The sequence below is a fragment of the Hydrogenophaga sp. genome (assembly GCF_026125785.1).
Lineage (GTDB): Bacteria > Pseudomonadota > Gammaproteobacteria > Burkholderiales > Burkholderiaceae_C > Hydrogenophaga.
Window position 1 is genome coordinate 135,597 of record NZ_JAHCKL010000005.1, and the last position, 22,869, is coordinate 158,465.

The following is a 22,869-nucleotide window of genomic DNA, read 5'->3' on the forward strand; positions in this document are numbered from 1 at the left end:
GTTGATTCAGGCGGGCTCGAACATCTGCTCCGCGTCTTCCAGGCTGACGTAGGCCCCGCGTCCGCGCAGCACCGAACGAACCTCGTCGGCGGTCACTTCATGGGCCGATGCCACGCTCAGTGCGGCCAACACGCCGGCGGCTTCGCCCAGCGCCATGGCGGTGGCCATGTGGCGCGCGCCGCCGTTGGCGCCGCGCGTGGCGGAGATGGCGCGCCCGGTGACCAGCAGGCCCTGCACGCTGGACGGGATCAGGCAGCGCATGGGAATCTCGAACGGCTGATCGGGCACGTGCAGCCGGATCCCGGTGCCGCCGGTCTCGTGGATGTCCAGTGGGCCCGCGCCGAGCGCAATGGAATCGGCGAAGCGCCTGTGGCCCAGGATGTCGTCTTCCGTCAGCGTGTACCGGCCCACGATGCGTCGCGTTTCGCGCACGCCGATGTGGGCGGCGATGCCGGCCAGCACCGCGCGGCTGAAGCCGGCCACGTTCTCGCGCAGGAATTCGACGATGGTGCCGATCTGCCGCCGGCCTTCCATCTCCGCGTTCGTCAGGTCTTGCGGGTCGGTGGTGTCGAAGCCGGAGACGCGGCTCATGAGGCAGATGGCATCGGTGTTGCCGGGCGTGCTGCAGAACGACAGGCTCTCCCAGAAGATCTTTTTCTCGGCGATACCCTTCAAGGCCAGGGCGCGCTTCTGGTCACGGGGAATCGCGCGAAAGGCGTGCACGTCCACGTTCGACAGCCGAAACATCAGCGTGCAGGGCTGCGCCTCGCGTTTGCTCTTCACTTCGGGGTCGGCCAGCTCCACGCCAGCCGCGTGCGCCACGCTCGCGTCGCCTGTCGCGTCCACCACCATGCGGGCAGACATCGCGCTCCTGCCGCCCGCGTCTTCCACCACCACACCCGTCACGCGGCTGCGCTCTCGCATGGGCGCCACCACCCGGCTGTGAAGCCGGATCGAGACGCCGGCCGCCAGGGCGAGCTGGTCGCAGGCCATCTTCACCGTCTCGGGGTTGAACGCAAAGTGCACCAGTGGAATCGGGTTCGCGCTCGCTTCGGCCATCAGGTAGCGCTTGAAGCCTTCGCTGCCGCCGAGCTGGACCACCAGCCGCGCGAGTTCGTCCGCAATGCCGCCCACCACCTGGCGGTCGCGGTTGAAGAAGCCGATCCATTGCGCCACCATGCTGGTGGTGCCGGTGCCACCCATGCAGTTGGCACGCTCCAGCAGCAGGGTTCGGGCGCCAGCGCGACTGGCAGACACGGCCGCCATCAGCCCCGATGCACCGCCGCCTGCCACGATGACGTCGTAGTCGTCGACCAGAGGGGTGCTCAGGTGCTCGGTGAGTTGCAGGGGTTTCACGGGCTTGTCTCCTGGGAATTCTGAAAATCAAAATCCTATCGAGACGGTCTTTGTTCCGGCGGGCCAGTTCGTGTACGTGAACAAATTGCGCAGGAGGCAGAAACGACCCAGGTGCCTTTCTTTCTTTCTTTCTTTCGTTCGCGAAACCGAGATCGACTCTGTGCTGTTTCAGCCGGAGGCCAGCGGCGACTGCACCCCGCAGTCCGCTCAGTCTTCCAGCACGCGCACCTTCACGCTCTTGCCCTTGATGCGCCCCGCGTTCAGCCGGCTCGCCGCCTGCTGGGCAATGGCGCGGTCCACCGCCACGTAGGTGGACCATTCGTTCACGTTGATCTTGCCCACCTGCTCGCGGGTGTAGCCCAGATCGGCGGTGAGCGCGCCCAGCACGTCGCCGGGGCGGATCTTTTCCTTGCGGCCGCCCTGGATGTGCAGCGTCACCATGGGCGGCACCAGCGGTTCGCTGCTCGCGGGTTTCAGTTCGCTCAAGGGGTGCCAGGCCGATTCGCGCCCCTGCAGTTGTTCGATCCTGCCCACGCTGCCCATTTCGTCGAGACTGGCGAGGTTCAGCGCCAGGCCGCTTTCGCCCGCGCGGCCGGTGCGGCCTATGCGGTGGATGTGCACCTCGGGATCGGGAGTCACGTCCACGTTGATCACGGCGGCCAGGCTGGCAATGTCCAGCCCGCGCGCGGCCACGTCGGTGGCCACGAGAACCGAGCAACTGCGGTTGGCAAAGCGCACCAGCACCTGGTCTCGCTCGCGCTGTTCCAGTTCGCCAAACAGCGCGAGTGCGCTGAAGCCCTGCGCCTGCAGCACGGCCACGAGGTCGCGGCACTGCGCCTTGGTGTTGCAGAAGGCCAGCGTGCTGGCCGGGCGGAAGTGCGCCAGCAACTGGCCCACGGTGTCCAGTCGCTGGTTCTCGGTCACCTCGTACCAGCGCTGTTCGATCTGCGCGCCCGCGTGCTGCGTTTCCACCTTCACCGTGAGCGGCGCGCGCATGAACTGCGCGCTGAGTTTGGCGATGCCTTCGGGGTAGGTGGCTGAAAACAGCAGCGTCTGACGATCCTTGGGGCACTGCTTCGCCACCGTCACGATGTCGTCGAAGAAGCCCATGTCGAGCATGCGGTCGGCCTCGTCGAGCACCAGGGTGTTGAGCGCGTCCAGCTTCAGGCTGCCGCGCTCCAGGTGGTCCATGATGCGGCCCGGCGTGCCCACCACGATGTGTGCGCCGTGCTCCAGCGTGGCGAGCTGGCCGCGCAGCGGCACGCCACCGCAGAGCGTGACGACCTTGATGTTGTCTTCCGCACGCGCGAGGCGCCGGATTTCGGTGGTCACCTGGTCTGCCAGTTCGCGCGTGGGGCACAGCACCAGCGTCTGCACCGCAAAGCGGCGCGGGTTCAGGTTGGCGAGCAGCGCCAGGGCGAAGGCAGCGGTCTTGCCGCTGCCGGTCTTGGCCTGGGCAATGATGTCCTTGCCCAGCAGTGCGGGTGGCAGCGCGCTGGCCTGGATCGGCGTCATCTCGGCATAGCCGAGCCGCTGCAGGTTGGCCAGCGTGGCCGGGGAGAGGGGGAGGGACGCGAAGTCGGTTGGGAGGGAAGCGGAAGTCATCTCCGATTATCGACTTGCCGCATGGAGAGCCCAAGTCCCGATGGCAGGGGAAGGAAGTGTTCACGAAACGAGAACAGGCTGTGAGGAAATCAATGCTTGTTGGGATTCCCCCCCACTCCTAGCATCTGTCGCATCGTCAACCTGACCCTTCGATGCGAGTGCCCCGGCGCTCATGACAACCGATGAACCATGCAACGCCCAGGCGTCTCAGCGCGCTGTTTTCTCCCGCTTCGGTGGCCATCGTGGGAGCCTCGCCGACCAGGACGCAAGGGGTCAACCCTGTGCTCAACATGCGCGCATACGGTTACGGCGGGCTTGTCCTGCCCATGCACCCGACCGCGAAAGAGTTCATGGGGCTTCCCGCGTATGGCTCATGGGACGCCATGCCTGTGGTGCCGGATTGCGCGCTCTTCGCGCTGGGTTCGGACAAGCTGCTTCCCGAGCTGGAGGCCGCCGGCAAGCGCGGCGTGAAGGCGGCGGTGATCTTCGCGAGTGGCTTCAAGGAGCAGGACGCCGAAGGGGTGGAGAGAGAGCGCAGGCTGGCGGATATTGCGCGGCGCTATGGCATGGTGGTTTGCGGCCCCAACTGCATGGGCGTGGCCGATCTTCATTCCCGTTTCATCGGCTACAGCGTTCCCATTCATGCGGACTTGTCGCCGGGGGGGGTGGCGGTGTTGTCGCATTCGGGGTCAGGCTGTGTGGCGTTGAGCAACACCGGCCGCTTTGGCATGCGCTGCATCGTTTCGTCGGGGAACAGCACTGTCATCGACATTCCAGAGTACCTGGAGCATTTTGCGCAGGACGAGAAGACGCGCATGGCCGCGGTCTTGTTGGAGAGCATCGAAGACCCCGCCGCGTTCAAGGAAGCCGCCTTGCGCATGCATGAGGCGGGCAAGCCGGTGGTGGTCTTGAAGAATGGCCGCTCCGCCAAGGGGGCAGCTGCCGCCGCGGCGCACACGGGTGCGGTGGCCGGGCCCTATGCGGCTTACAAGGCCTTCTTTGACGAATGCGGTGTGATCACGGTCAATGATCTGGACGAGCTGGTCGAGACCACGGCCCTGATCAGCGGTCTGAAGAGCCTGCCTTCGGGCGGTGGCGTGGGCGTCATCAGCATCAGCGGTGGCAATGTCACCATGGCCTGCGACCTCGCCGAGGAAATGGGTTTGTCGTTGCCCAGTCTGCAAGAGAAGACCAGGGCCGACATCGAGGCGAACATGCCAAAGTTTGCCTTTGCGTCGAATCCGCTGGATGCCAGAACCCTTTCCAGCGAGGTGTACGAGAAGCTGCTGCTGTCTCTCTCCAGGGACCCCGCGATCTCTGTCCTGATGGTGGCGCAGGACAGCTCCGAGACCTTGACGGATGCCCAGGCCAGGACGTATGCGGGCGTGGCTCGTGGGGTGGCGAGGGCCGCTGTGGCCACCCACAAGCCGGTGATTTTCTACAACAACGTCGCGGCGCCGCTGCATGAAGAAATCGAGCAGCATCTGAGGGGGGTGGTGCCCACTGTGCGCGGGGCGAGAAACGCTTTTCTGGCGCTGGGCAAGCTCATGGGGCGCCCAGTCCCGGTGGTCACCCGGTCGATTCGCAGACCGTTCGTGACCAGGGAAGCGCGCTGGGTCCAGCGGTTCGAGAGGCCGGAGCCGCTCAGTGAGCGTGAAGCAAAGCAGTTTGTCGCCGAGTGCGGCATCCGGGTGCCACGCGAGGTCGTGGCGCAGACGGCCGAAGAGGCCAGGCGGGCCGCGCAACAGTTGGGGCTTCCCGTGGTGATGAAGGTGGAGTCTGGCGACATCTCGCACAAGACGGAAGTTGGTGGTGTCCGGGTGAATCTCCGGACGCTCGATGAAGTGGAGCAGGCTTTCAACGCCATTCTCAAGAGTGTGGCGGCGGCTGCTCCCACAGCACAGATACACGGTGTTTCTGTCCAGGAAATGGTTTCCGGCGGTGTGGAAGTCCTGGTGGGCATGAGCCGGCAGATGCCCTTTGGCCACACGTTGGCCGTGGGCTGGGGCGGCGTTCAGGTGGAACTCATGCAAGACGCCAGCGTGATGACGCTGCCGTTTGACGGAGACAAGGCCATGCGCGCGCTGGGGCGGACCAAGGTCCACGTGTTGCTTGAAGGGTACCGCGGCAGTGCCCGGGCAGACAGGGACGCCCTGCTGGCCGTGATGCAGGTGCTGTGCGATGTCGGCAGCGTGTATGGCGATCTCATCGAGGCCATCGACCTCAATCCCGTGTCCGTTCTCCCCGATGGTCAAGGCGCCATGGCTCTGGACGCCTTGATCGTGACGAAGCATCAGCGCCCGCTGTCCCCCACGACGGATGGACCCGTGCCTGCCGCGGAAGCGGCGGTCGCTTAGGCCCAGCCATCGCCCTTGCGTGCAGGGGTATGTCATCCCCCGGTTTCCACTTGTTCAAAAAAGGACGTTCTCCATGAAGAAACTATGCATTCCCCTTGTCGCGATCGCCGTGTGCGGATCAGCGAGTTCGCAGTCATCGGTCACGGTGTTTGGTGGCGTTGATGTGGGCTATCAACGTGTTGATGCGGATGGGACCGGTGTGGTGAACCGCTTGATCAATGGCGGGTCTCTGACCAGTCGCCTCGGGTTTCGGGGTGTGGAGGATCTGGGTGGAGGATGGTCCACGGGCTTCTGGTTGGAGGCTGGCCTGAACGGGGACACCGGCGCGGGTTCCGTGACCAACATCAACAACCAGATTGGCGGTAACTCGGGTGGCGGTGCCATCACATTCAACCGCCGTTCCACCTTGAGCCTGATGGGTCCGTACGGAGAGCTCCGTCTGGGTCGGGACGCCGTGCCGGTCTTCTGGAACCAGACGATCTTCGACCCTTTTCGCACGCAGGGCTCCGGCGCTTCGATCAACCTTACCGCGGGTGCAGGCCTGGGCACGACCGCGGGCCTGACCACGGTGGCTGCGGGGCGCGTGTCCAATTCAATTGGGTACCTCACGCCGAAGAACTGGGGCGGGTTCTACGGGCAGATTCTGGCGGCGGTCGGTGAGAACGCCGGCACGCCCGCTGCCACGCGGAGCGACGGTGGCTACCTGGGCTCTCGCCTGGGGTACACCGCTGGTCCGCTGGACGTGGCGATTGCCACGGGCAACGCGATCTACGCTGCGGGCGACGTCAAGACATACAACCTCGGTGCGTCGTACGACTTCAAGGTGGCGAAGCTGATGGTGCAGGTGGGCGGCGACGAACGGGAGGGGCCGGTGTACTCCAAGGCCAAGTACTGGCTGCTGGGTACCACGGTGCCTGCCGGCCAGGGCTACTTCCGTGCGTCGTATGGCCGTTCCAACGTGGTGAACTCCGCCAATGACGGCAGCCTGGCGGCGTTCGGTTATGTCTACCCGCTCTCCAAACGGACGCAGATATACAGCGCCATCGCTCGCATGGACAACAAGGGAACGGGAACGCTCTTCACCCAGGGCGTGCCGATTACCCGGCCCGGCGGAAGCTCGACCGCTTTCGACGTGGGCATCCGCCACGATTTCTGAAGCGGCCTGCCGCAAAAAAACTCGCCCTCGGGCGAGTTTTTCTTTTGGAAGGAGCGCATTGCCCAGGACGTGTTCAGACCGGGTGGACCAGTGCCGGGGCCAGGACGCCGGCCGGAAGCCGCGTGCAACTGATGCGGAACACATGCGATTCGGGATCCTGCACGACCACTTGCCAGTGCCCGTAGTAGGTGGCGTAGGGTCCCTTGATGACCGAGCCACCGGTCTGGGTGGTGCGCCGGGCGGCATCGTCCACGCGCTCCGGTGCTTCGACGAAGAACGTGGGATAGGCGGTGACGGGAAAGCGATCATCATCGGCCGGCGCCCTGTTGCCGAGATCCAGAAGCACGTACGCGGGCTCGGCATGCAGCCCGATCTGCATGGCATCCGTACCCATGGACCTGTAGATGGGGGAGCGCTCATGAACGCGCTCTGGCATGCCCAGCACCGCCTGGTAGAAGCGGAACTGGGCGTCCATGTCGCGGCAGAAGAAGCTGAAGCAGGCGTTCATGCGCGGGCGCTTCTGTATGTGCGTTCGTACATCGCGGTCATGTGCTCGGCAATGGTGCACGGAGTGAAGTTCGCGCCGTGGGCGTTGCCGGGCATTCCTGGCAGGAGGTGGATGACCGTCTCGTAGTCGAGATCGGAGAAGAAAGGGATGGAGTAGCGTGGCCGACCTTGGCTGTTGATGTTGCGCACCCGGTGGAAGTTGGAACGGTAGAGGCCGCCAGTCCATCGGGGAATCATGTCTCCGAGGTTCACCACGAAAGAATCTGGCAGCGGCGGGGCCGCCACCCAGGTGCCATCGGGCATCTGGACCTCCAGGCCCCCCAGGTCATCTTGCGCCAGGACCGTGATGGCGCCCCAGTCGGTATGGGCGCCAGCGCCGAACGTCCGCTCACCCACGTTCGGGGGCTGCGGTGGATAGCGAAGCAGTCTCAGCGTGGCCGATGGATGCTGGTTCAAGGCATCGAAGTACGTTTCCCGCAGACCCAGCGAAAGTGCGATGAGCTGCATCAGCCGCGCAGAGAGCGTCTGCATGGCGCCAAAGTAGCGCTCGCACTGGGTTCTGAACCCGGGCAGTTCCTCGGGCCATTGGTTCTTTCCGTAGGCCGCGTACCGCTTGCGCACGTAATCGTGCGTGTCCGGGTAGTCGATGCCGCACTGGAAGCTCTCCTTCTGGTCTGGTTGCGCCTGCGCGTCCAGTGTCTGAGAGCCCATGGATTCGTACCCGCGCATGGCGTGGGTGCGGGTCATGGCCAGCGATGTCTTCGCGGGCAGTGGCAGATCGAAGAACTGTCTTGCCGCATCGAACTGTTGTTCCACCACTTCCCTCGGGACGCCATGGCCCGTGACGTAAAAGAAGCCTGCCGAACGGCAGGCCTGTCCTATGAGCCCGGAGACGGTCACGCCAGAGGGAGAACCTTGGGCCAGCGCAGAAGAGATGTCGATCACGGGGATCATGCGCGCGGCTCTCGCGTGGGCAATGTCAGGTCTGCACTGCCCGTGTTCGTGACATGACCGAGTTCATTGACGCATTCCAGCTCGACGGTGATCCAGGGGTCAGACGGTGAGCCAGACTTGCCGGTGATCCGGCCGCGGCACTCGACCGCGAATCCAATGAGCAGCCAGCTCTTGTCCCGCTGCTCCAGGCTTCGTATCCAGGCCCTGGGTCCGGCCCACGCGGTCAGCATCCTGCCGAACCATGGCACCCGCAGATGCCCGAAGACGTAGGCGTCCGGCATGGCGCCGTTCGGGGAAGGGCCACCCACTTCGTCGACGCCGCTTGCCAGCGTGGCGGCGCAGTAGCGACCGAGGTTCTGCAGCATGACGGGCGGTATCTTGAGCGTGTCCACGGGGTCACCGATGGCGACGTCTTCAAAGTAGCGCTGGGTGTACTCGTGCGGTGATGGCAGTTCGAAGGTGCCTGGAAACCGGGTGGGCTGGATGACGCTGCGGCTCTTTCCGTTCTCCAGGGGCGGGTAGCCGGCCGCGCTGTCTGCACCACCTTTGCCCTCCTTGAGGACGAAACAGGTGTCGACGCGGGTCGCCACGTCCTCGCCTTTGTGGTTGAAGTAGCGGGTATGGAGGTCGACCATCACGCTGGCGCCTACCTTCCTGCCGAACTTGGCCTGCGCCCGGGAGATCTTGCTGTGCGAGAGCACGTGATCGCCGGGACGAACCGGTCTGAGAAAGCGCCACATTTCGGATGCGTGGACGATCTCGGTGAGCTTGTTGCCATCGGCGTCTTCGATGGTGGGCACGTGTTGTGCGAGCCAGACCGACGAGCCATGACTGGCCAGGTAGCCGGGCGGAGCGATGCGGTGACCCCACCCCATGCGGCTGGCGTAGTCGTCGTCGAGATAGAGCGCGTTGTGGTCATCGACGGCGTAGGCGAAGGTGCGTATGGAGTCCCGTGTGACTTCGTAGTTGATCTGGTGCGGCTGCGGAAGGTCTTTGTCGACAATGGCGTGAAACGCGCGGATGTCCAGGGTGGCTTCGGTGTTCATGGCTGTTGTTCTGGCCCCGTCATTCGGCGGTGATGTTGGCGGAACGGACAAGGCCCTGGATGCGTGCCGTTTCGTCCTTGACGAACGACTTGAAGCCATCGATGGTCATGGGGCGTAAGGTCAAGCCGATGTCGGCAATGCGTTTGCGCGCGTCGGGGTCTTCCAGAGCCAGGTTGATCTGCGAATGGATGCGGTCAACGATTGGCTTGGGTGTCTGGGCGGGCACGAAGAATCCGTACCAGGAAGTGAACTGTGCTTCGGGGTAGCCGGCTTCGCTCATGGTTGGTGCGTCAGGTAGCAAAGTGGTGCGCACGTTGCTCGTGACGGCCAACACGTTGAGCTTGCCGGACTTCTGATGAATGGCGGCGAGGGGGGCTGAGGTGAAGTTCAACGGGATGGTGCCGGCCAGCACATCGTTTATGACCGAGGTGCCTCCCCGGTAGGGCACGTGCAGAAGGCGGATGCCTGCCGCGCGCTGGAACAGTTCGCCGGCCAGATGCGTGCCCGAGCCGACGCCGCTGGAGCCGTAGCTGAAGGCGTCGGGTTTCTCCTTCGCCCGAACGACCAGGTCCTTCAGGCTTGTCACGCCCGTCGATGTTCCTGTCACCAGGACGAAGTTTTCAGTGCCGACGAAGGAGACAGGCTGAAGGTCTTTGGACACATCGAACGAAAGGCTTTTGAAGATATTGGGGTTGATCGCCATTGGCCCGATGGCACCCAGCAGGAGGGTGTAGCCGTCGGCGGGCGAGCGCACCGCGTACTCTGTGCTGATGTTGCCGCTGGCACCGGGTTTGTTTTCCACAACGAACGGCTGCCCGAGTTGCTTGGCCAGCTTCTCGCCCAGGATGCGGGCGATGGTGTCCGCGGGACCAGGGCCGGCGGGGTAGGGGACCACGATCTTGACCGTCCTTTCCGGCCACGTGGATTGGGCCGAGGCATGGGTTGCGCTGACCACGGAAGTGGCTACGATCAACGCGGTCAGAAAGGGATGCTTCATGGCGTTTGTCCTGGTTCGATGAGAAAGAGAGGGAATGCGCTGCCTTCGCCATGCGAGGGATGAAGCAGCGCATGGCAGGGTTCATGCTAGTGGGGCTACCATGCCCCCAACAAGCATTGATTTGGTCACGACCCGTACTCAAAACGGGTACGGTCCGAGCGATTCACCTCCCACGATCCGAATCGGAAGGACATCTATGTTTGCGCCGCTGATGCGCTACTTCGTCGAAGTGGCGAGAGAGGGCTCCATCCGGGCAGCCGCCGAGAAGCTGCACATCGCCGCGTCCGCCATCAACAGGCATATCCTCGAATACGAAGAGCAGTTGGGGACACCGCTGTTCGAGCGGTTGCCAAGGGGCATGCGCCTGACGCAGGCCGGGCAGATCCTGTTCGATACCGCCAAACGCCTGCAGCAGGACTACAACTACGCCGTGTCGGAGGTGGACCAGATTCGGCAGGCCAAGCGGGGGCATGTCTCGCTGGCCACCTTGCACGCGCTGGCGGAGGATCTGCTGCCACCCGTCATTCATGAACTGCTGCAGCAGCACCCGGCGATCCGCTATTCGTTCGTGGTGAGGAATTCGGTGGAGGCCGTGCGCCTGGTTTCCGAGGATGACATCGACCTGGGCCTGGCGTACGACCCGCCGCCAGGTGCGCCGCTGACGGTCCTGCACAGCGCTGAAATGCCAACGGGCGTCATTCTTCCGCCGACGCATGCGCTCGCAAGGCATGAGGAGATTTCCCTGGAGCAATGCGCGGCGTTTCCCATCATCCTGCAGCGCTCTGGCGAGATGCGGGAGAACATCACTCGCATGCAGCGGGAGGAGGGGGTGCCGATAGAGCCGGTGGTGGAAACCGATTCCGCGGCGATGTTCCGAGAGTTGGTGATGAACGGCTCGGGTATCGGCTTTGTTTCTCTGGCCGCCGTGCTCTACGAACTTTCCACCGGCCAGTTGGTGTTTCGGCCGCTGGCGGGACACAAGGAGCTTCACCCCCGGCTGTGCTTGTTTGCCAAGGCCGGTCGGCAGTTGCCGGCCGTTGTTCGATTGCTTGCGGACAGGTTGATCGCGGCCTTTCCTTCACCCGTTGCGGGCACCTATCCCCAGTTGTCGCGGGCGATCCGGGGAGCTGGCGGCGGGCCTGCATCTTCCCAGGCGTGACGCCGCAGGCGCTGACCTGAACCTGTTGGGGACTGAGGTCCGCCTCATGCCGGCCGCTGGAACCCCTTGCGTGCCTTCTCCACCTGCGCGCGCACTACGCAGCCGCGTGCGTGGTCGTTGATGAGGCCCATGGCCTGCATGAAGGCGAACACGGTGGTGGGGCCGACGAACTTCCAGCCGCGCCGCTTGAGTTCCTTGGAGAGGCGCACGGACGTGGCCGAGGTGGAGGCGGTCTGGGGTTCAGCGGCCTGTGTTTCCTGCGCGGTGGGTTCGTGGCGCCAGAAGAAGGCGGCCAGCGAGCCGGCTTCCTGCACCAGGGTCTGGGCGCAGCGCGCGTTGTGGATGACGGCTTCGATCTTGCCCCGGTGCCGCACGATGCCGGCGTCGGCCAGCAGGCGGTCCACGTCGCGTTCGGTGTAGCGGGCGATGCGGTGGAAGTCGAAGCCGTGGAAGGCGGCGCGGAAGTTCTCGCGTTTGGCGAGGATGGTGCGCCAGCTCAGGCCGGACTGGAAACCTTCGAGGCAGATTTTCTCGAACAGGCGGCGGTCGTCGTCCACGGGGAAGCCCCACTCGGTGTCGTGGTACGGCAGGAACTCGGGTGCGGACGCGCACCAGCGGCAGCGCGGCCGGCCGTCGGGCCCGGGCAGCAGACGCGCGGGTGCCTGGGCGGGCGTGGTCGCGGCGGAGGAGGTTGTGGTGGTGTTCGTGCTCATGCGGTGCGGGCGCCTTCTTCGGCCATGAGGCAGCGCAGGCGTTCGTCCGCGCGGTGGGGCGCCACGCTGATGATCTCGGCGCTCACCACCTGCTCGCTCACAAAGGGGTCTTGCTGCACGCGTTCGGCCAGCGCCGCGGGCGCCACGCCGGGCGCGGCCAGCACCATGCCGCCCTGGCCTCCCGCCAGGCTGCCCGAGAGCAGAAAGCTGCCGTCGTCGAAGCCGCGCTGCAGCCAGTCCTTGTGGCCGGCCATGTGCTGCGGCGCGGCCGCCTTGTTGTGCGAGAAGCGGAGCAGGACGATGTGCATGGTGCGTCAGGCCTTTCTGCGAGAGGGTGGGGTGTTGGTGGTGGCTGGGGGGCCGGGCTCCGCGCCTTGCTGGGCCAGCCAGGCGTGCATCTGCGCCACTTCGTGGCGGACGAAGGCGGGGTCCTGGAAGGCGTTGGTCAACGTGGCCACGCCCTGGCTGCGCGCCAGCAGGTGCAGGGCGAGCGCCCGGGCCTGCGGCTTGCGGTGGCCCATCTGGCCGAACTGCCGGGCCAGCCAGTCGCCAAAGAGCGCCAGGATCTGGTTGGCGCCTTCCTGCCCGGCGGCGTGGCCCAGCTTGGCCATCTCGGCGCACAGGGTGCCCACGGGGCAGCCATGGCGCATGATCTTGTCGCGGTTGCGCGCGAGGATGTCGATAAAGGCGGCGATGCGCGCTTGCGGCGTGTCGCCTTGCTGCGCCCACTGCGCCAGCATCTGCCGGGTGCGCTCCATGCGCGCGGCGATCACCGCGTCCAGGATCTCGTCCTTGGTCTTGAAGTGGTAGTAGAAGTTGCCGCGCGAGATGCGCACCGCGTCCGCGATGTGCGCGAAGGACGTGTGCTCGAACCCTTGCTCGTAGAACAACTGGTCGGCGGCGTCAACGATCTGGTCGCGGGTGGTGGGCATGGGAGGGGTTTCGGTTCGTAGGACGTGTGTCCTATGTGGGGTGCGAGATTAGGACGGTCGTCCCAATCTGTCAAGAAGGCGGTTGTTGACGAAGCGCTCAGGCCGTGCCGCTGGACAGCGCTTCCAGCTCGGCCGGTGTGAACCCCGCCGCGCGGCGGGCCGCGTCGTTGAACGGCGGGCGCAGGCGCGGTGCGTTGTACGCACGGGCCAGCGTGCGGTAGTGGGCCACGGGGTCCAGGCCCTGCTGCTGGCAAAGCCAGGCGTACCAGCGGTTGCCCACGGCCACATGGCCGATTTCGTCGCGCAGGATCACGTTCAGGATCTCGATGGCGCGCAGCGCGGCGGGACTGTTCACCTTGCGCAGCCGGGCCTGTATGAGCGGGGTGGCGTCCAGGCCTCGTGCTTCCAGTGTGCGCGGCACCAGCGCCATGCGGGCGGTGGCGTCGTGTCGGGTCTTCACGCACATTTCCCACAGGCCGTTGTGCGCGGGGAAGTCGCCGTAGACGTGGCCCAGGCTGCGCAGGTGATCGCTCAGCAGGCCGAAGTGGATGGCCTCTTCATGGGCGACCTGGGTCCAGTCGCGGTAGAAGTCCTCGGGCATGTGCGGGAAGCGCCAGATGGCGTCCAGCGCGAGGTCGATGGCGTTGAACTCGATGTGGGCCACGGCGTGCAGCAGCGCGGCCAGCCCTTCGGGTGTGAAGGGCGAACGCTGGGGCACGTCGGCAGGAGGGATGAGTGCGGGGCGCGCGGGGCGTCCGGGCAGCTCGTCGGCCGGGTCGGGTTGCGGGGTTTCGCCGGGGTCTATGGCCGCCGTGCCGCCTTGCAAGGCGACGTGCAGCGCGTGGGCGGCGGCCAGTTTGGCCTGCGGTTCGGCGGTACACAGGGCCGCCAGGGCCTGCTGGCGCAGGGAAACGGGCGACAGGATGGCGGGCGCTTGCATCCCTACAATTCTAGGTTTCACGAACCAGGCAGACGGAGACCGAGGGCATGGCAATTTACGAACTGGACGGCGTGGCGCCGAGCGTGGCGGATTCCGCCTGGGTGGCCGAGAACGCGCAGGTGATGGGCGAGGTGACGCTGGCCGAGGACAGCAGCGTGTGGTTTGGCACCACGGTGCGCGGCGATTCGGCGGCCATCGCGATCGGGCGCGGCAGCAACATCCAGGACGGCTCGGTGCTGCACGCCGACGAGGGCCTGCCGCTGACCATTGGCGAGAACGTGACGGTGGGCCACCAGGTGATGCTGCACGGCTGCACCATCGGCGACGAGTCGCTCATCGGCATCGGCTCGGTGGTGCTCAACGGCGCGAAGATCGGGCGCAACTGCCTGGTGGGCGCGGGTTCGCTGGTGACGGAGGGCAAGGAGTTTCCGGACGGCTCCATGATCATGGGCAGCCCGGCGCGCGTGGTGCGCAGCCTCACGCCGGAGCAGATCGAGCGCCTGCGCTGGAGCGCGCGCCACTACATCGACAACGCCCGCCTGTTCCGCAAGACCTTGAAAAGGATCGCCTGACCCCGACGTACCTGTGTTCGTCCCGATCTGCGATCTGTTGTCCCTCTGAAAGAAGCGCTTGTCCGAACTCCACAAATTCGTCTTTGAAGGCCTGCCCGTGCGGGGCATGCTGGTTCGTCTGACCGATGCCTGGCAGGAGATCCTGCGCCGCCACCGCGAGGCGGGCGGCTACCCGGCGGCCGTGACCGAGCTGCTCGGTGAGATGACGGCCGCGGCCACGCTGATGCAGGCCAACATCAAGTTCAATGGTGCGCTGGTGATGCAGATCATGGGCGATGGCCCGGTGAAGCTGGCCGTGGCCGAGGTGCAACCCGACCTGAGCCTGCGTGCCACCGCCACCGTGATGGGCGAGGTGGCGGCGGATGCGCCGCTCTCGCACATGGTGAACGTGAACAACCAGGGCCGCTGCGCCATCACCCTGGACCCCAAGGACCGCCTGCCCGGCCAGCAGCCTTACCAGGGCGTGGTGCCGCTGTTCGGTGACCGGCACGAGAAGCTGGAGAAGCTCAGCGAAGTGCTGGAGCACTACATGCTGCAGAGCGAACAGCTCGACACGCGGCTGGTGCTGGCGGCCGACGAGAACATGGCAGCGGGCCTGCTGATCCAGCGCCTGCCTCTGCAGGGCGAGGGCAACCTGGCAGGCGCCTCGGGGCAGCGCGACGAGGACCAGATCGGCCGCAACGAGGACTACAACCGCATCGCCATCCTGGCCGCCAGCCTCAAGCGTGAGGAACTGCTGGGCCTGGATGCGGACACCATCCTGCACCGCCTGTTCTGGGAAGAGGACGTGCGCCGCTTCGAGCCGCTCACCGGCGAGCAGGGCCCACGCTTCGCCTGTACCTGCTCACGCGAACGCGTCAGCGGCATGCTGCGCGGCCTGGGCCACGAAGAGGTCGAGTCCATCCTGGCCGAACAAGGCCAGGTGGAAGTGGGCTGTGAGTTCTGTGGCACCAAGTACCGCTTCGACCCGGTGGACGCGGCCCAGGTGTTCCTGACCCCGTCGCAACAGCCTCCAGCGAGCGACCGCCAGCACTGACAGGGCACCGGGCTGGGTGCATGCACGTCTCATACATGGGGGCGGTTCTGTCTGGGCTGAGTCCCAGCTCCATTCAGTCTGAGCCCCGGCGTTTGTTCGGGGTGAGCTCCAGCATCCGTTCTGGCAGGGCTCCAGCATCCGTTCGGGCTGAGCTTGTCGAAGCCTTGTGAGAGCCCTTCGACAGGCTCAGGGCGAACGGAAGGGGAGGGTTCGGAACTGGCGTGGTGTCTCTGTTTGAAATGAGGTGACCCGCTCGGATTGAAGTGCGCTTTCCCGTCCGCGTGGCCCTCCAAGCCCCGTTCGGACCGAGCTCCCGCATCCGTTCGGGTTAAGTTCCCGAATCCGTTCTGGCTGAGCTCCCACATCCGTTCGGGCTGAGCTTGTCGAAGCCTTGTGAGAGCCCTTCGACAAGCTCAGGGCGAACGGAAGGGGTGGGCTCAGTGCGAACGGGGGGGGCTCACGGCGAATGGAACGGAAAGGGTTGGCTCAAATAGGACGGGTGGGCAGCAGTGCGGTGAACAGCCGGTGCTCGCAGTCCGGGTCGCTGCAGGTGTCGCAGGACCAGGGCCGCAGGCCGGTTTCCAGGGTGGTGTCGCGTGCCACCAGCGGGCGGTCCAGGGTGTGGCCGATGGCGCGCAGGGCTTGGCGTTCGCGTGCCTGGGGTGGGCCGTACACCGTCTGAAAACGGATGCCGGCTGTCTGCAGTGTGTGGCGCAGCCAGGTGTCCGTGGCTTCGCGGATGGCGGGGCTGTCGCGGAACAGGCCGTCGGGTGTCCACGGCAGGTCCAGGCCCATGAGCAGGGTGAGGTCGTGGTGTGCCTGTTCGGCCAGTGCGGGGGGCAGCAGGTTGTCGTCCTGGAAGTAGAGCGCGCTGTAGGCGGCCACCATGAGCGCGGTGGTGTCGGCGATCACCACGTCCACGCCCGGCGCGGCCTGTGCGGCCCGGATCAGGCGGGTCTGTTCTTCGGCGATGGCGGCTTGCTCGTGGGCGCGGGGGGCGCGGCCCGCCGCCTGGCACCAGGTGCGCAGGTATTCGGGCACCAGCACGGCGCGCAGTCCATGGAGGTCCTGCAACTGCTTCTGCAGGCCGGTGGCCAGTGTGGTCTTGCCGCTGGATTCTCCGCCGAGCAGTGCGACGGTGGCGGCGCGATCCCGGGGGATCAAGGTTTGCTCTTGGCGATCTGGACGAAGATCTCGTTGGGCTTGACCATGCCCAGTTCCTGGCGGGCCAGTTCCTCGACCATGTCCAGGCCTTCCTGCAGGTCGCGCACTTCGCTGGAGAGCTGTTCGTTGCGCAGGCGCGAGGCTTCGTTGGTCTCGTTCTGCGCGGCGAGCTGCTGCTTCATGTGCGCCACCTGGGCCACGCTGCCCCGCCCGAACCAGAGCTGCGCGTGCAGGATGAGCAGCAGCGCGATCAGGAGGGCGGGGATGAAGCGGCGGGCCATGGTGGATGGCTCAGATTGTCATCGAAGAGGCCAGCCGCCGCGATGGACGTTTCACTTCAGGTTGTAGAAAGCGTCACGCCCGGGGTAGAAGGCGACGTCGCCCAGGTCTTCTTCGATGCGCAGGAGCTGGTTGTACTTGGCCATGCGGTCGGAGCGCGAGAGCGAGCCGGTCTTGATCTGGCCGGCGTTGGTGCCCACGGCGATGTCGGAGATGGTGTTGTCCTCGGTCTCGCCGGAGCGGTGGCTGATGACGGCGGTGTAGCCCGCGCGCTTGGCCATCTCGATGGCGGCGAAGGTCTCGGTCAGGGTGCCGATCTGGTTGATCTTGATGAGGATCGAATTGGCGATGCCTTTGTCGATGCCTTCCTTGAGGATCTTGGTGTTGGTGACGAAGAGGTCGTCGCCGACGAGCTGCACCTTGCCGCCCAGGCGTTCGGTGAGCAGCTTCCAGCCGTCCCAGTCGCCTTCGCCCATGCCGTCCTCGATGCTGATGATGGGGTACTTGTCCACCCAGGTGGCGAGCATGTTGGTCCAGTCCTCGGCGCTCAGCACCAGGCCTTCGCCTTCGAGGTGGTACTTGCCGTCCTTGTAGAACTCGCTGGCGGCGCAGTCCAGGCCGAGTGCGATCTGCTCGCCGGCGGTGTAGCCGGCGTTGGATATGGCCTCCAGGATCATCTGCAGCGCGGCTTCGTGGCTCTCCACGCTGGGCGCGAAGCCGCCTTCGTCACCCACGGCCACGCTCATGCCCTTGTCGTGCACGATCTTCTTGAGCGCGTGGAACACCTCGGCGCCCCAGCGCAGGGCCTCGCGGAAGCTCGGCGCGCCCACGGGGATGATCATGAGTTCCTGCAGGTCGAGGTTGTTGTTGGCGTGCGCGCCGCCGTTGACCACGTTCATCATGGGCACGGGCATCTGCACCGCGCCCATGCCGCCGAAGTAACGGTACAGGGGCAGGCCTGCCTCCTCGGCGGCGGCGCGGGCCACGGCCATGGAGACCGCCAGCATGGCGTTGGCGCCCAGGCGGCCCTTGTTCTCGGTGCCGTCCAGGTCGATCAGGGTCTTGTCCAGGAAGGCCTGCTCGGAGGCGTCCAGGCCCAGCACGGCTTCGCTGATCTCGGTGTTGATGTGCTCCACTGCCTTGAGCACGCCCTTGCCCAGGTAGCGGCTCTTGTCGCCGTCGCGCAGTTCGATGGCTTCGCGCGAGCCGGTGGATGCGCCAGAAGGCACGGCGGCGCGGCCCATCACGCCGCTTTCCAGCAGCACGTCGCATTCGACGGTGGGGTTGCCGCGGCTGTCGAGGATTTCGCGGCCAACGATGTCAACGATTGCACTCATGATTTTCTCGATAGTTGTGAAGAATGGAAAAACGGAGCGAGTCAGAGCGCCCGGTAATGTACGTGGTGCCCCGGCGGATAAGGGTCCCTGATCACGGTGTCATGAAGGGAAAGCGTCCGGGGGAGCGGGGATTGGTTGGGGCTCGTTCTCATGCCCATAAATGGCTGCGCGTTCGCATGCTCCACCACATGGGCCAGTTGTACGGGGGAGTTGGGACCCAGGTAGCCACGCAACAGGTAGAAGTGCATAGTGGCATTGCGGCAATGCGCCCACAGGTCGTGCCACACCATCGACTCGGGGCGCCACAAGGAGTTGTGCCCTTCGTAGAAATTGGGGAAACTCATGGGCATGGCTTCTGGTGTAACGATCAGCATGTATTTGCACCGGTAGTTCAGGTACTCCAGCAAATCCTGCCCCTCGGACTTGCGGAAGTGCTCTATCACATCGCCCAGGATCACGAAGTCGAATTCTTCTTCCGGCTTCTTCATGAGATCCAGAGCGCTCATGGTGCGCACCTCGTCGTAACCGATGGCCAGTAACTCGTCGCGGCGCAGCGGCTCGTATTCGACGGCCGTTAAATGAGGTTGAGGCATATCGCAAGAACGCACCATCCGCCCGTATTTGCCTTCGCCGGGACCGATATCGAGAACACGCTCGGGCTTGATGTACTGCAGTACGCAGGCGCACAGATCGTCGAACGTGGTAAAGGAATAGCCTCCGTACATGAATTCTTTCTAGTATGAAAAATTAGCGGGTAAACCTGTCTTCGAGAAAACCGTTCTTCTTCGTCACCGCATCGAGGGCAAGCAGGGTTTCCAACAGCGCCTTCATGTGCTTGAGCGGCACGGCGTTGGGGCCGTCGGAAAGCGCCTTGGCCGGGTCGGGGTGGGTTTCCATGAACAGGCCCGCCACGCCCACGGCAACCGCCGCGCGCGCGAGCACGGGCACCATCTCGCGCTGTCCGCCGCTGCTGGTGCCCTGGCCGCCGGGCAGTTGCACGCTGTGGGTGGCGTCGAACACCACCGGCGCGCCGGTCTCGCGCATGATGGCGAGGCTGCGCATGTCGGAGACGAGGTTGTTGTAGCCAAAGCTGGCACCGCGTTCGCAGGCCATGAAGCTGTCTTCGGGCAGGCCGGCTTCCTTGGCGGCGGCGCGGGCCTTGTCGATGACGTTCTTCATGTCGTGCGGCGCGAGGAACTGGCCCTTCTTGATGTTGACCGGCCGCCCGCTCTGCGCCACGGCGCGGATGAAGTCGGTCTGGCGGCAGAGGAAGGCCGGCGTCTGCAGCACGTCGCAGACCCGCGCGGCATCGGCGATGTCGTCTTCACCGTGCACGTCGGTGAGCACCGGCACGCCCAGCGTGGCCTTGACCTTGGCCAGCACCTCCAGGCCTTTTTCACGGCCGGGGCCGCGGTAGCTGGTGCCGCTGCTGCGGTTGGCCTTGTCGAAGCTGCTCTTGAAGATGAACGGGATGCCCAGCGCGGAGGTGATCTCCCTGAGCTGCCCGGCCACGTCCATCTGCAGTTGCTCGGACTCGATCACGCAGGGGCCGGCAATGAGGAAGAAGGGGTGGTCCAGTCCGATGTCGAAGCCGCAGAGTTTCATGGGGCCGTGTCCTTGCGTCTTTCAGGCCACGGCCTTGGCGGGCACGCGTTGCGCCTGCTGCGTGAGCGCGGCCTTCACGTAGGCATTGAACAGCGGATGGCCGGCCCATGGGGTGGACTTGAACTCGGGGTGGAACTGCACGCCCATGTACCAGGGGTGCACGGTCTGCGGCAGTTCGACGATCTCGGTGAGGTGCTCGCGCTGGGTCAGCGCGGAGATCACCAGGCCGGCCTGCCGAAGCTGGTCGAGGTAGTTCACGTTGGCTTCGTAGCGGTGGCGGTGGCGCTCGGTGACCACGTCGCCATAGATGCTGTGGGCCAGCGTGCCCTTGGCCACGTCGGAGCTTTGCGCGCCCAGGCGCATGGTGCCGCCGAGGTCGGAGCTGGCGTCGCGCTGCTGGATGCTGCCGTCGGCGTCCTTCCACTCGGTGATGAGCGCGATGACCGGGTGCGGCGTGTCGGGCTCGAATTCGGTGCTGTTGGCGTCCTTGAGGCCGGCGACGTGGCGCGCGTACTCGATGGTGGCGACCTGCATGCCCAGGCAGATGCCGAGGTAGGGCACCTTGTTCTCGCGGGCATAGCGGGCCGCGCAGATCTTGCCTTCGATGCCGCGCTTGCCGAAGCCGCCGGGCACCAGGATGGCGTCGAAGGGGCTGAGCACCTTGGCGACGTTGGCCGGGCTCAGGGTCTCCGAGTCGATGTACTCGATCTGCACGCGGGCATGGTTCTTCATGCCGGCGTGGCGCAGGGCTTCGTTGAGGGACTTGTAGCTGTCGGACAGGTCCACGTACTTGCCGACCATGGCGATCTTCACCGTGGCCTTCGGGTGCTCGACCTCGTAGACCAGGTCGTCCCAGCGCTGGAGTTTGGCCGGCGGGGTGTTGATGCGCAGCTTGTCGCAGATCAGGCCGTCCAGGCCTTGCTCGTGCAGCATGCGCGGCACCTTGTAGATGGTGTCCACGTCCCACATGGAGATCACGCCCCATTCGGGCACGTTGGAGAACAGGGAGATCTTGGCACGCTCGTCGTCGGGGATGGGGCGGTCCGCGCGGCAGAGCAGCGCATCGGCCTGGATACCGATGGCGCGCAACTCCTTGGCGGTGTGCTGGGTCGGCTTGGTCTTGAGTTCACCGGCCGCGGCGATCCACGGCAGGTAGGACAGGTGCACGAAGGCCGAGTTGTTCGGGCCCAGGCGCAGGCTCATCTGGCGCACGGCTTCCAGGAAGGGCAGGGATTCGATGTCGCCCACGGTGCCGCCGATCTCGACGATGGCCACGTCGGCCGCGTCAGGCGTGTCCACGCCCGCGCCGCGCTTGATGAATTCCTGGATCTCGTTGGTGACGTGCGGGATCACCTGCACCGTCTTGCCCAGGTAGTCGCCGCGGCGCTCCTTCTCCAGCACCGACTGGTAGATCTTGCCGGTGGTGAAGTTGTTGGTCTTTTTCATGCGCGTTTCGATGAAACGCTCATAGTGGCCGAGGTCCAGGTCGGTCTCGGCGCCGTCGTCGGTGACGAAGACCTCGCCATGCTGGAAGGGAGACATGGTGCCCGGGTCCACGTTGATGTACGGGTCGAGCTTGATGAGGGTGACTTTGAGGCCGCGGGACTCGAGGATCGCGGCCAGGGAGGCGGAGGCAATTCCCTTGCCCAGGGAGGACACCACACCGCCGGTGACGAACACAAATTTGGTCATGTCTCGGGCGAGCCGGTTGCTCGCAGGAGGTGGAAATGGCGATTATAGGTGGGGGCGTCTGGGGGAGTCGGGTGTGGGGAGTTGAGCGTTGGGCGTTGGGCGTGAGCTTTCCGCTCGCCCGACGCGGGACGGTGCCGGCTGCTACATTGCGCCCATGAACGACCTAGCTGGAAAACACATCGTCCTGGGCCTTTCGGGCGGCATCGCCTGCTACAAGTCGGCCGAGCTGTGCCGCGCGCTGGTCAAGCAGGGCGCCACGGTGCAGGTGGTGATGACCGAGGCGGCCGAGCAGTTCGCCACGGCGGTGACGCTGCAGGCGCTGTCGGGCCGCCCGGTGTTCACCTCGCAGTGGGATTCGCGTCCCGCTGCCGGGGTTGACAACAACATGGCCCACATCAACCTGAGCCGCGAGGCCGATGCCATCGTGGTGGCGCCGGCCAGCGCGGACTTCATGGCCAAGCTGGTGCACGGGCGGGCCGATGACCTGCTCAGCCTGATGTGCCTGGCCCGCCCCATCGAGCGGGTGCCGCTGATCCTGGCGCCGGCCATGAACCGCGAAATGTGGGCGCACCCGGCCACGCAGCGCAACGTGGCGCAGTTGCGCACGGACGGCGCCACGGTGCTGGACGTGGGTGCGGGTGAGCAGGCCTGCGGCGAGATCGGCGATGGCCGCATGCTCGAACCCGAGGAACTGCTGTACGACATCACCCGCTTTTTCCAGCCCAAGCTGCTGGTGGGGCAGCACGTGCTGGTGAGCGCGGGGCCGACCTTCGAGGCCATCGACCCGGTGCGCGGGCTGACCAACCTCTCCAGCGGCAAGATGGGCTTCGCCATCGCCCGTGCGGCGCACGAGGCCGGGGCGCAGGTCACGCTGGTGGCCGGGCCGGTGGGCTTGCCCACGCCGCGCGGCGTCGGGCGGGTGAACGTGAAGTCGGCGCTGAACATGCAGAAGAGCCTGGATCTGCTGGTGCCCAGTGCCACGGTGTTCATCTCGGCGGCGGCCGTGGCCGACTGGCGGCCTGCCACGTCGGCGGAGCAGAAGATCAAGAAGGACGGCTCGGGCGAGGTGCCCACGCTGTCTTTTGTCGAGAACCCGGACATCCTCGCGGGCATCGCGGCTTCGCCGCGCGCCAGGAGCGGTGCTCTCTACTGCGTGGGTTTCGCGGCCGAAAGCCACGACCTGGAGGAGCACGCGCAGGCCAAGCGCGCGCGCAAGGGCGTGCCGCTGCTGGTCGGCAACATCGGGCCGGCCACTTTTGGGCAGGACGACAACGCGCTGCTGCTGGTGGACGAGCGCGGCATGACGGAACTGCCCCGCGCGTCCAAGCTCGTGCTGGCCCGCCAACTCGTGGCGGAGATCGCCCGCCGGTTGCAGCGCTGACGGGCTTCATGCTGTCGCGGATGCGACAGTTCACTCGATCGGAAAAGCACGAAGCGCGTGATTTTCGGCATGGGCCGAACG

General features: G+C 65.6%; 22 protein-coding genes. 6 read left to right on the plus strand and 16 right to left on the minus strand.

Annotated elements, in window-relative coordinates:
• Nucleotides 1-6 precede the first annotated feature (6 nt).
• Both KIT53_RS07585 and dbpA read right to left on the minus strand, forming a co-directional pair.
• The gene (locus tag KIT53_RS07585) at nt 7-1,356 is read right to left on the minus strand and encodes an FAD-dependent oxidoreductase (RefSeq protein ID WP_297750020.1); all 1,350 of its coding nucleotides are present in this window, start codon (nt 1,354-1,356) and stop codon (nt 7-9) included.
• 207 nt (nt 1,357-1,563) lie between these two features.
• Nucleotides 1,564-2,961, minus strand: coding sequence for an ATP-dependent RNA helicase DbpA (gene dbpA / locus KIT53_RS07590; RefSeq protein ID WP_297750023.1), 1,398 nt, complete (start codon nt 2,959-2,961; stop codon nt 1,564-1,566).
• Nucleotides 2,962-3,143: 182 nt separating this feature from the next.
• Between dbpA and KIT53_RS07595 the strand changes: the two genes are divergently transcribed.
• Nucleotides 3,144-5,318, plus strand: coding sequence for an acetate--CoA ligase family protein (locus tag KIT53_RS07595; RefSeq protein ID WP_297750026.1), 2,175 nt, complete (start codon nt 3,144-3,146; stop codon nt 5,316-5,318).
• Nucleotides 5,319-5,391: 73 nt separating this feature from the next.
• A complete protein-coding gene (locus KIT53_RS07600) occupies nt 5,392-6,474 on the plus strand; it encodes a porin (protein WP_297750029.1) in 1,083 nt (360 codons plus the stop codon).
• Nucleotides 6,475-6,547: 73 nt separating this feature from the next.
• Here the strand turns inward: KIT53_RS07600 and KIT53_RS07605 are convergent, their stop codons facing one another.
• The 4 genes from KIT53_RS07605 to KIT53_RS07620 are packed head-to-tail and all read right to left on the minus strand — an operon-like array spanning nt 6,548 to nt 9,978.
• A complete protein-coding gene (locus KIT53_RS07605) occupies nt 6,548-6,982 on the minus strand; it encodes a VOC family protein (protein ID WP_297750032.1) in 435 nt (144 codons plus the stop codon).
• A complete protein-coding gene (locus KIT53_RS07610) occupies nt 6,979-7,935 on the minus strand; it encodes a 2-oxoglutarate and iron-dependent oxygenase domain-containing protein (RefSeq protein ID WP_297750034.1) in 957 nt (318 codons plus the stop codon). The genes KIT53_RS07605 and KIT53_RS07610 overlap by 4 nt, the downstream gene beginning before the upstream one ends.
• The gene (locus tag KIT53_RS07615; RefSeq protein ID WP_297750037.1) at nt 7,932-8,981 is read right to left on the minus strand and encodes a MaoC family dehydratase N-terminal domain-containing protein; all 1,050 of its coding nucleotides are present in this window, start codon (nt 8,979-8,981) and stop codon (nt 7,932-7,934) included. The genes KIT53_RS07610 and KIT53_RS07615 overlap by 4 nt, the downstream gene beginning before the upstream one ends.
• Nucleotides 8,982-9,000: 19 nt before the next feature.
• Nucleotides 9,001-9,978, minus strand: coding sequence for a tripartite tricarboxylate transporter substrate binding protein (locus tag KIT53_RS07620; RefSeq protein WP_297750040.1), 978 nt, complete (start codon nt 9,976-9,978; stop codon nt 9,001-9,003).
• A gap of 196 nt (nt 9,979-10,174) precedes the next feature.
• Between KIT53_RS07620 and KIT53_RS07625 the strand changes: the two genes are divergently transcribed.
• Nucleotides 10,175-11,137 carry a LysR family transcriptional regulator gene (locus KIT53_RS07625; protein ID WP_297750043.1) on the plus strand — a complete coding sequence of 321 codons (963 nt, stop codon included), beginning with the start codon at nt 10,175-10,177 and terminating at the stop codon, nt 11,135-11,137.
• Nucleotides 11,138-11,181: 44 nt separating this feature from the next.
• Here KIT53_RS07625 and KIT53_RS07630 read toward each other — a convergent pair whose 3' ends face one another.
• From KIT53_RS07630 to KIT53_RS07645, 4 genes are all read right to left on the minus strand, one after another.
• On the minus strand, nt 11,182-11,850 hold the full coding sequence (locus tag KIT53_RS07630; RefSeq protein ID WP_297750046.1) for a DNA-3-methyladenine glycosylase I: 669 nt from the start codon (nt 11,848-11,850) through the stop codon (nt 11,182-11,184).
• Nucleotides 11,847-12,158 carry a hypothetical protein gene (locus KIT53_RS07635; protein ID WP_297750049.1) on the minus strand — a complete coding sequence of 104 codons (312 nt, stop codon included), beginning with the start codon at nt 12,156-12,158 and terminating at the stop codon, nt 11,847-11,849. The genes KIT53_RS07630 and KIT53_RS07635 overlap by 4 nt, the downstream gene beginning before the upstream one ends.
• Before the next feature lie 6 nt (nt 12,159-12,164).
• Nucleotides 12,165-12,782: a TetR/AcrR family transcriptional regulator gene (locus KIT53_RS07640; RefSeq protein ID WP_297750052.1), complete on the minus strand. Its 618-nt coding sequence runs from the start codon at nt 12,780-12,782 to the stop codon at nt 12,165-12,167.
• A gap of 97 nt (nt 12,783-12,879) precedes the next feature.
• Nucleotides 12,880-13,722 carry a ferritin-like domain-containing protein gene (locus tag KIT53_RS07645; protein ID WP_297750055.1) on the minus strand — a complete coding sequence of 281 codons (843 nt, stop codon included), beginning with the start codon at nt 13,720-13,722 and terminating at the stop codon, nt 12,880-12,882.
• A gap of 47 nt (nt 13,723-13,769) precedes the next feature.
• On the opposite strand from KIT53_RS07645, the gene KIT53_RS07650 reads away from it, so the two are divergent.
• Together KIT53_RS07650 and KIT53_RS07655 are read left to right on the plus strand one after the other, a co-directional pair.
• Complete coding sequence (locus KIT53_RS07650; protein WP_297750058.1) at nt 13,770-14,294, plus strand: gamma carbonic anhydrase family protein; 525 nt, start codon at nt 13,770-13,772, stop codon at nt 14,292-14,294.
• 58 nt (nt 14,295-14,352) lie between these two features.
• Nucleotides 14,353-15,330, plus strand: coding sequence for an Hsp33 family molecular chaperone HslO (locus KIT53_RS07655; RefSeq protein ID WP_297750063.1), 978 nt, complete (start codon nt 14,353-14,355; stop codon nt 15,328-15,330).
• A gap of 486 nt (nt 15,331-15,816) precedes the next feature.
• Here the strand turns inward: KIT53_RS07655 and KIT53_RS07660 are convergent, their stop codons facing one another.
• Genes KIT53_RS07660 through KIT53_RS07685 form a run of 6 tightly spaced genes read right to left on the minus strand, consistent with a single transcriptional unit; the run spans nt 15,817 to nt 21,407 of the window.
• Complete coding sequence (locus tag KIT53_RS07660) at nt 15,817-16,494, minus strand: ATP-binding protein (RefSeq protein WP_297750066.1); 678 nt, start codon at nt 16,492-16,494, stop codon at nt 15,817-15,819.
• Nucleotides 16,491-16,775 (minus strand): cell division protein FtsB, encoded by a 285-nt coding sequence (gene ftsB, locus KIT53_RS07665; RefSeq protein ID WP_297750068.1) that lies wholly within the window; start codon nt 16,773-16,775, stop codon nt 16,491-16,493. The genes KIT53_RS07660 and ftsB overlap by 4 nt, the downstream gene beginning before the upstream one ends.
• Nucleotides 16,776-16,826: 51 nt before the next feature.
• The gene (gene eno / locus KIT53_RS07670; protein WP_297750070.1) at nt 16,827-18,110 is read right to left on the minus strand and encodes a phosphopyruvate hydratase; all 1,284 of its coding nucleotides are present in this window, start codon (nt 18,108-18,110) and stop codon (nt 16,827-16,829) included.
• Between the two features lie 41 nt (nt 18,111-18,151).
• Nucleotides 18,152-18,835 (minus strand): methyltransferase domain-containing protein, encoded by a 684-nt coding sequence (locus KIT53_RS07675; protein ID WP_297750072.1) that lies wholly within the window; start codon nt 18,833-18,835, stop codon nt 18,152-18,154.
• 22 nt (nt 18,836-18,857) lie between these two features.
• Complete coding sequence (kdsA, locus tag KIT53_RS07680; protein ID WP_297750074.1) at nt 18,858-19,715, minus strand: 3-deoxy-8-phosphooctulonate synthase; 858 nt, start codon at nt 19,713-19,715, stop codon at nt 18,858-18,860.
• A gap of 21 nt (nt 19,716-19,736) precedes the next feature.
• On the minus strand, nt 19,737-21,407 hold the full coding sequence (locus KIT53_RS07685; RefSeq protein WP_297750076.1) for a CTP synthase: 1,671 nt from the start codon (nt 21,405-21,407) through the stop codon (nt 19,737-19,739).
• Nucleotides 21,408-21,561: 154 nt separating this feature from the next.
• On the opposite strand from KIT53_RS07685, the gene coaBC reads away from it, so the two are divergent.
• Nucleotides 21,562-22,788: a bifunctional phosphopantothenoylcysteine decarboxylase/phosphopantothenate--cysteine ligase CoaBC gene (gene coaBC / locus KIT53_RS07690; protein ID WP_297750080.1), complete on the plus strand. Its 1,227-nt coding sequence runs from the start codon at nt 21,562-21,564 to the stop codon at nt 22,786-22,788.
• Nucleotides 22,789-22,869: the final 81 nt, after the last annotated feature.

Bases quoted from the DNA above. Each gene is read 5' to 3' on its own strand.
- KIT53_RS07625 (WP_297750043.1), top strand. From the start codon at position 10,175: ATGTTTGCGCCGCTGATGCGCTACTTCGTCGAAGTGGCGAGAGAGGGC.
- ftsB (WP_297750068.1), bottom strand. From the start codon at position 16,775: ATGGCCCGCCGCTTCATCCCCGCCCTCCTGATCGCGCTGCTGCTCATC.
- eno (WP_297750070.1), bottom strand. From the start codon at position 18,110: ATGAGTGCAATCGTTGACATCGTTGGCCGCGAAATCCTCGACAGCCGC.
- KIT53_RS07635 (WP_297750049.1), bottom strand. From the start codon at position 12,158: ATGCACATCGTCCTGCTCCGCTTCTCGCACAACAAGGCGGCCGCGCCG.
- KIT53_RS07610 (WP_297750034.1), bottom strand. From the start codon at position 7,935: ATGATCCCCGTGATCGACATCTCTTCTGCGCTGGCCCAAGGTTCTCCC.
- coaBC (WP_297750080.1), top strand. From the start codon at position 21,562: ATGAACGACCTAGCTGGAAAACACATCGTCCTGGGCCTTTCGGGCGGC.
- KIT53_RS07600 (WP_297750029.1), top strand. From the start codon at position 5,392: ATGAAGAAACTATGCATTCCCCTTGTCGCGATCGCCGTGTGCGGATCA.
- KIT53_RS07620 (WP_297750040.1), bottom strand. From the start codon at position 9,978: ATGAAGCATCCCTTTCTGACCGCGTTGATCGTAGCCACTTCCGTGGTC.
- KIT53_RS07650 (WP_297750058.1), top strand. From the start codon at position 13,770: ATGGCAATTTACGAACTGGACGGCGTGGCGCCGAGCGTGGCGGATTCC.
- KIT53_RS07595 (WP_297750026.1), top strand. From the start codon at position 3,144: ATGAACCATGCAACGCCCAGGCGTCTCAGCGCGCTGTTTTCTCCCGCT.
- KIT53_RS07645 (WP_297750055.1), bottom strand. From the start codon at position 13,722: ATGCAAGCGCCCGCCATCCTGTCGCCCGTTTCCCTGCGCCAGCAGGCC.
- KIT53_RS07685 (WP_297750076.1), bottom strand. From the start codon at position 21,407: ATGACCAAATTTGTGTTCGTCACCGGCGGTGTGGTGTCCTCCCTGGGC.
- KIT53_RS07675 (WP_297750072.1), bottom strand. From the start codon at position 18,835: ATGTACGGAGGCTATTCCTTTACCACGTTCGACGATCTGTGCGCCTGC.
- KIT53_RS07605 (WP_297750032.1), bottom strand. From the start codon at position 6,982: ATGAACGCCTGCTTCAGCTTCTTCTGCCGCGACATGGACGCCCAGTTC.
- kdsA (WP_297750074.1), bottom strand. From the start codon at position 19,715: ATGAAACTCTGCGGCTTCGACATCGGACTGGACCACCCCTTCTTCCTC.
- KIT53_RS07615 (WP_297750037.1), bottom strand. From the start codon at position 8,981: ATGAACACCGAAGCCACCCTGGACATCCGCGCGTTTCACGCCATTGTC.
- dbpA (WP_297750023.1), bottom strand. From the start codon at position 2,961: ATGACTTCCGCTTCCCTCCCAACCGACTTCGCGTCCCTCCCCCTCTCC.
- KIT53_RS07630 (WP_297750046.1), bottom strand. From the start codon at position 11,850: ATGAGCACGAACACCACCACAACCTCCTCCGCCGCGACCACGCCCGCC.
- KIT53_RS07640 (WP_297750052.1), bottom strand. From the start codon at position 12,782: ATGCCCACCACCCGCGACCAGATCGTTGACGCCGCCGACCAGTTGTTC.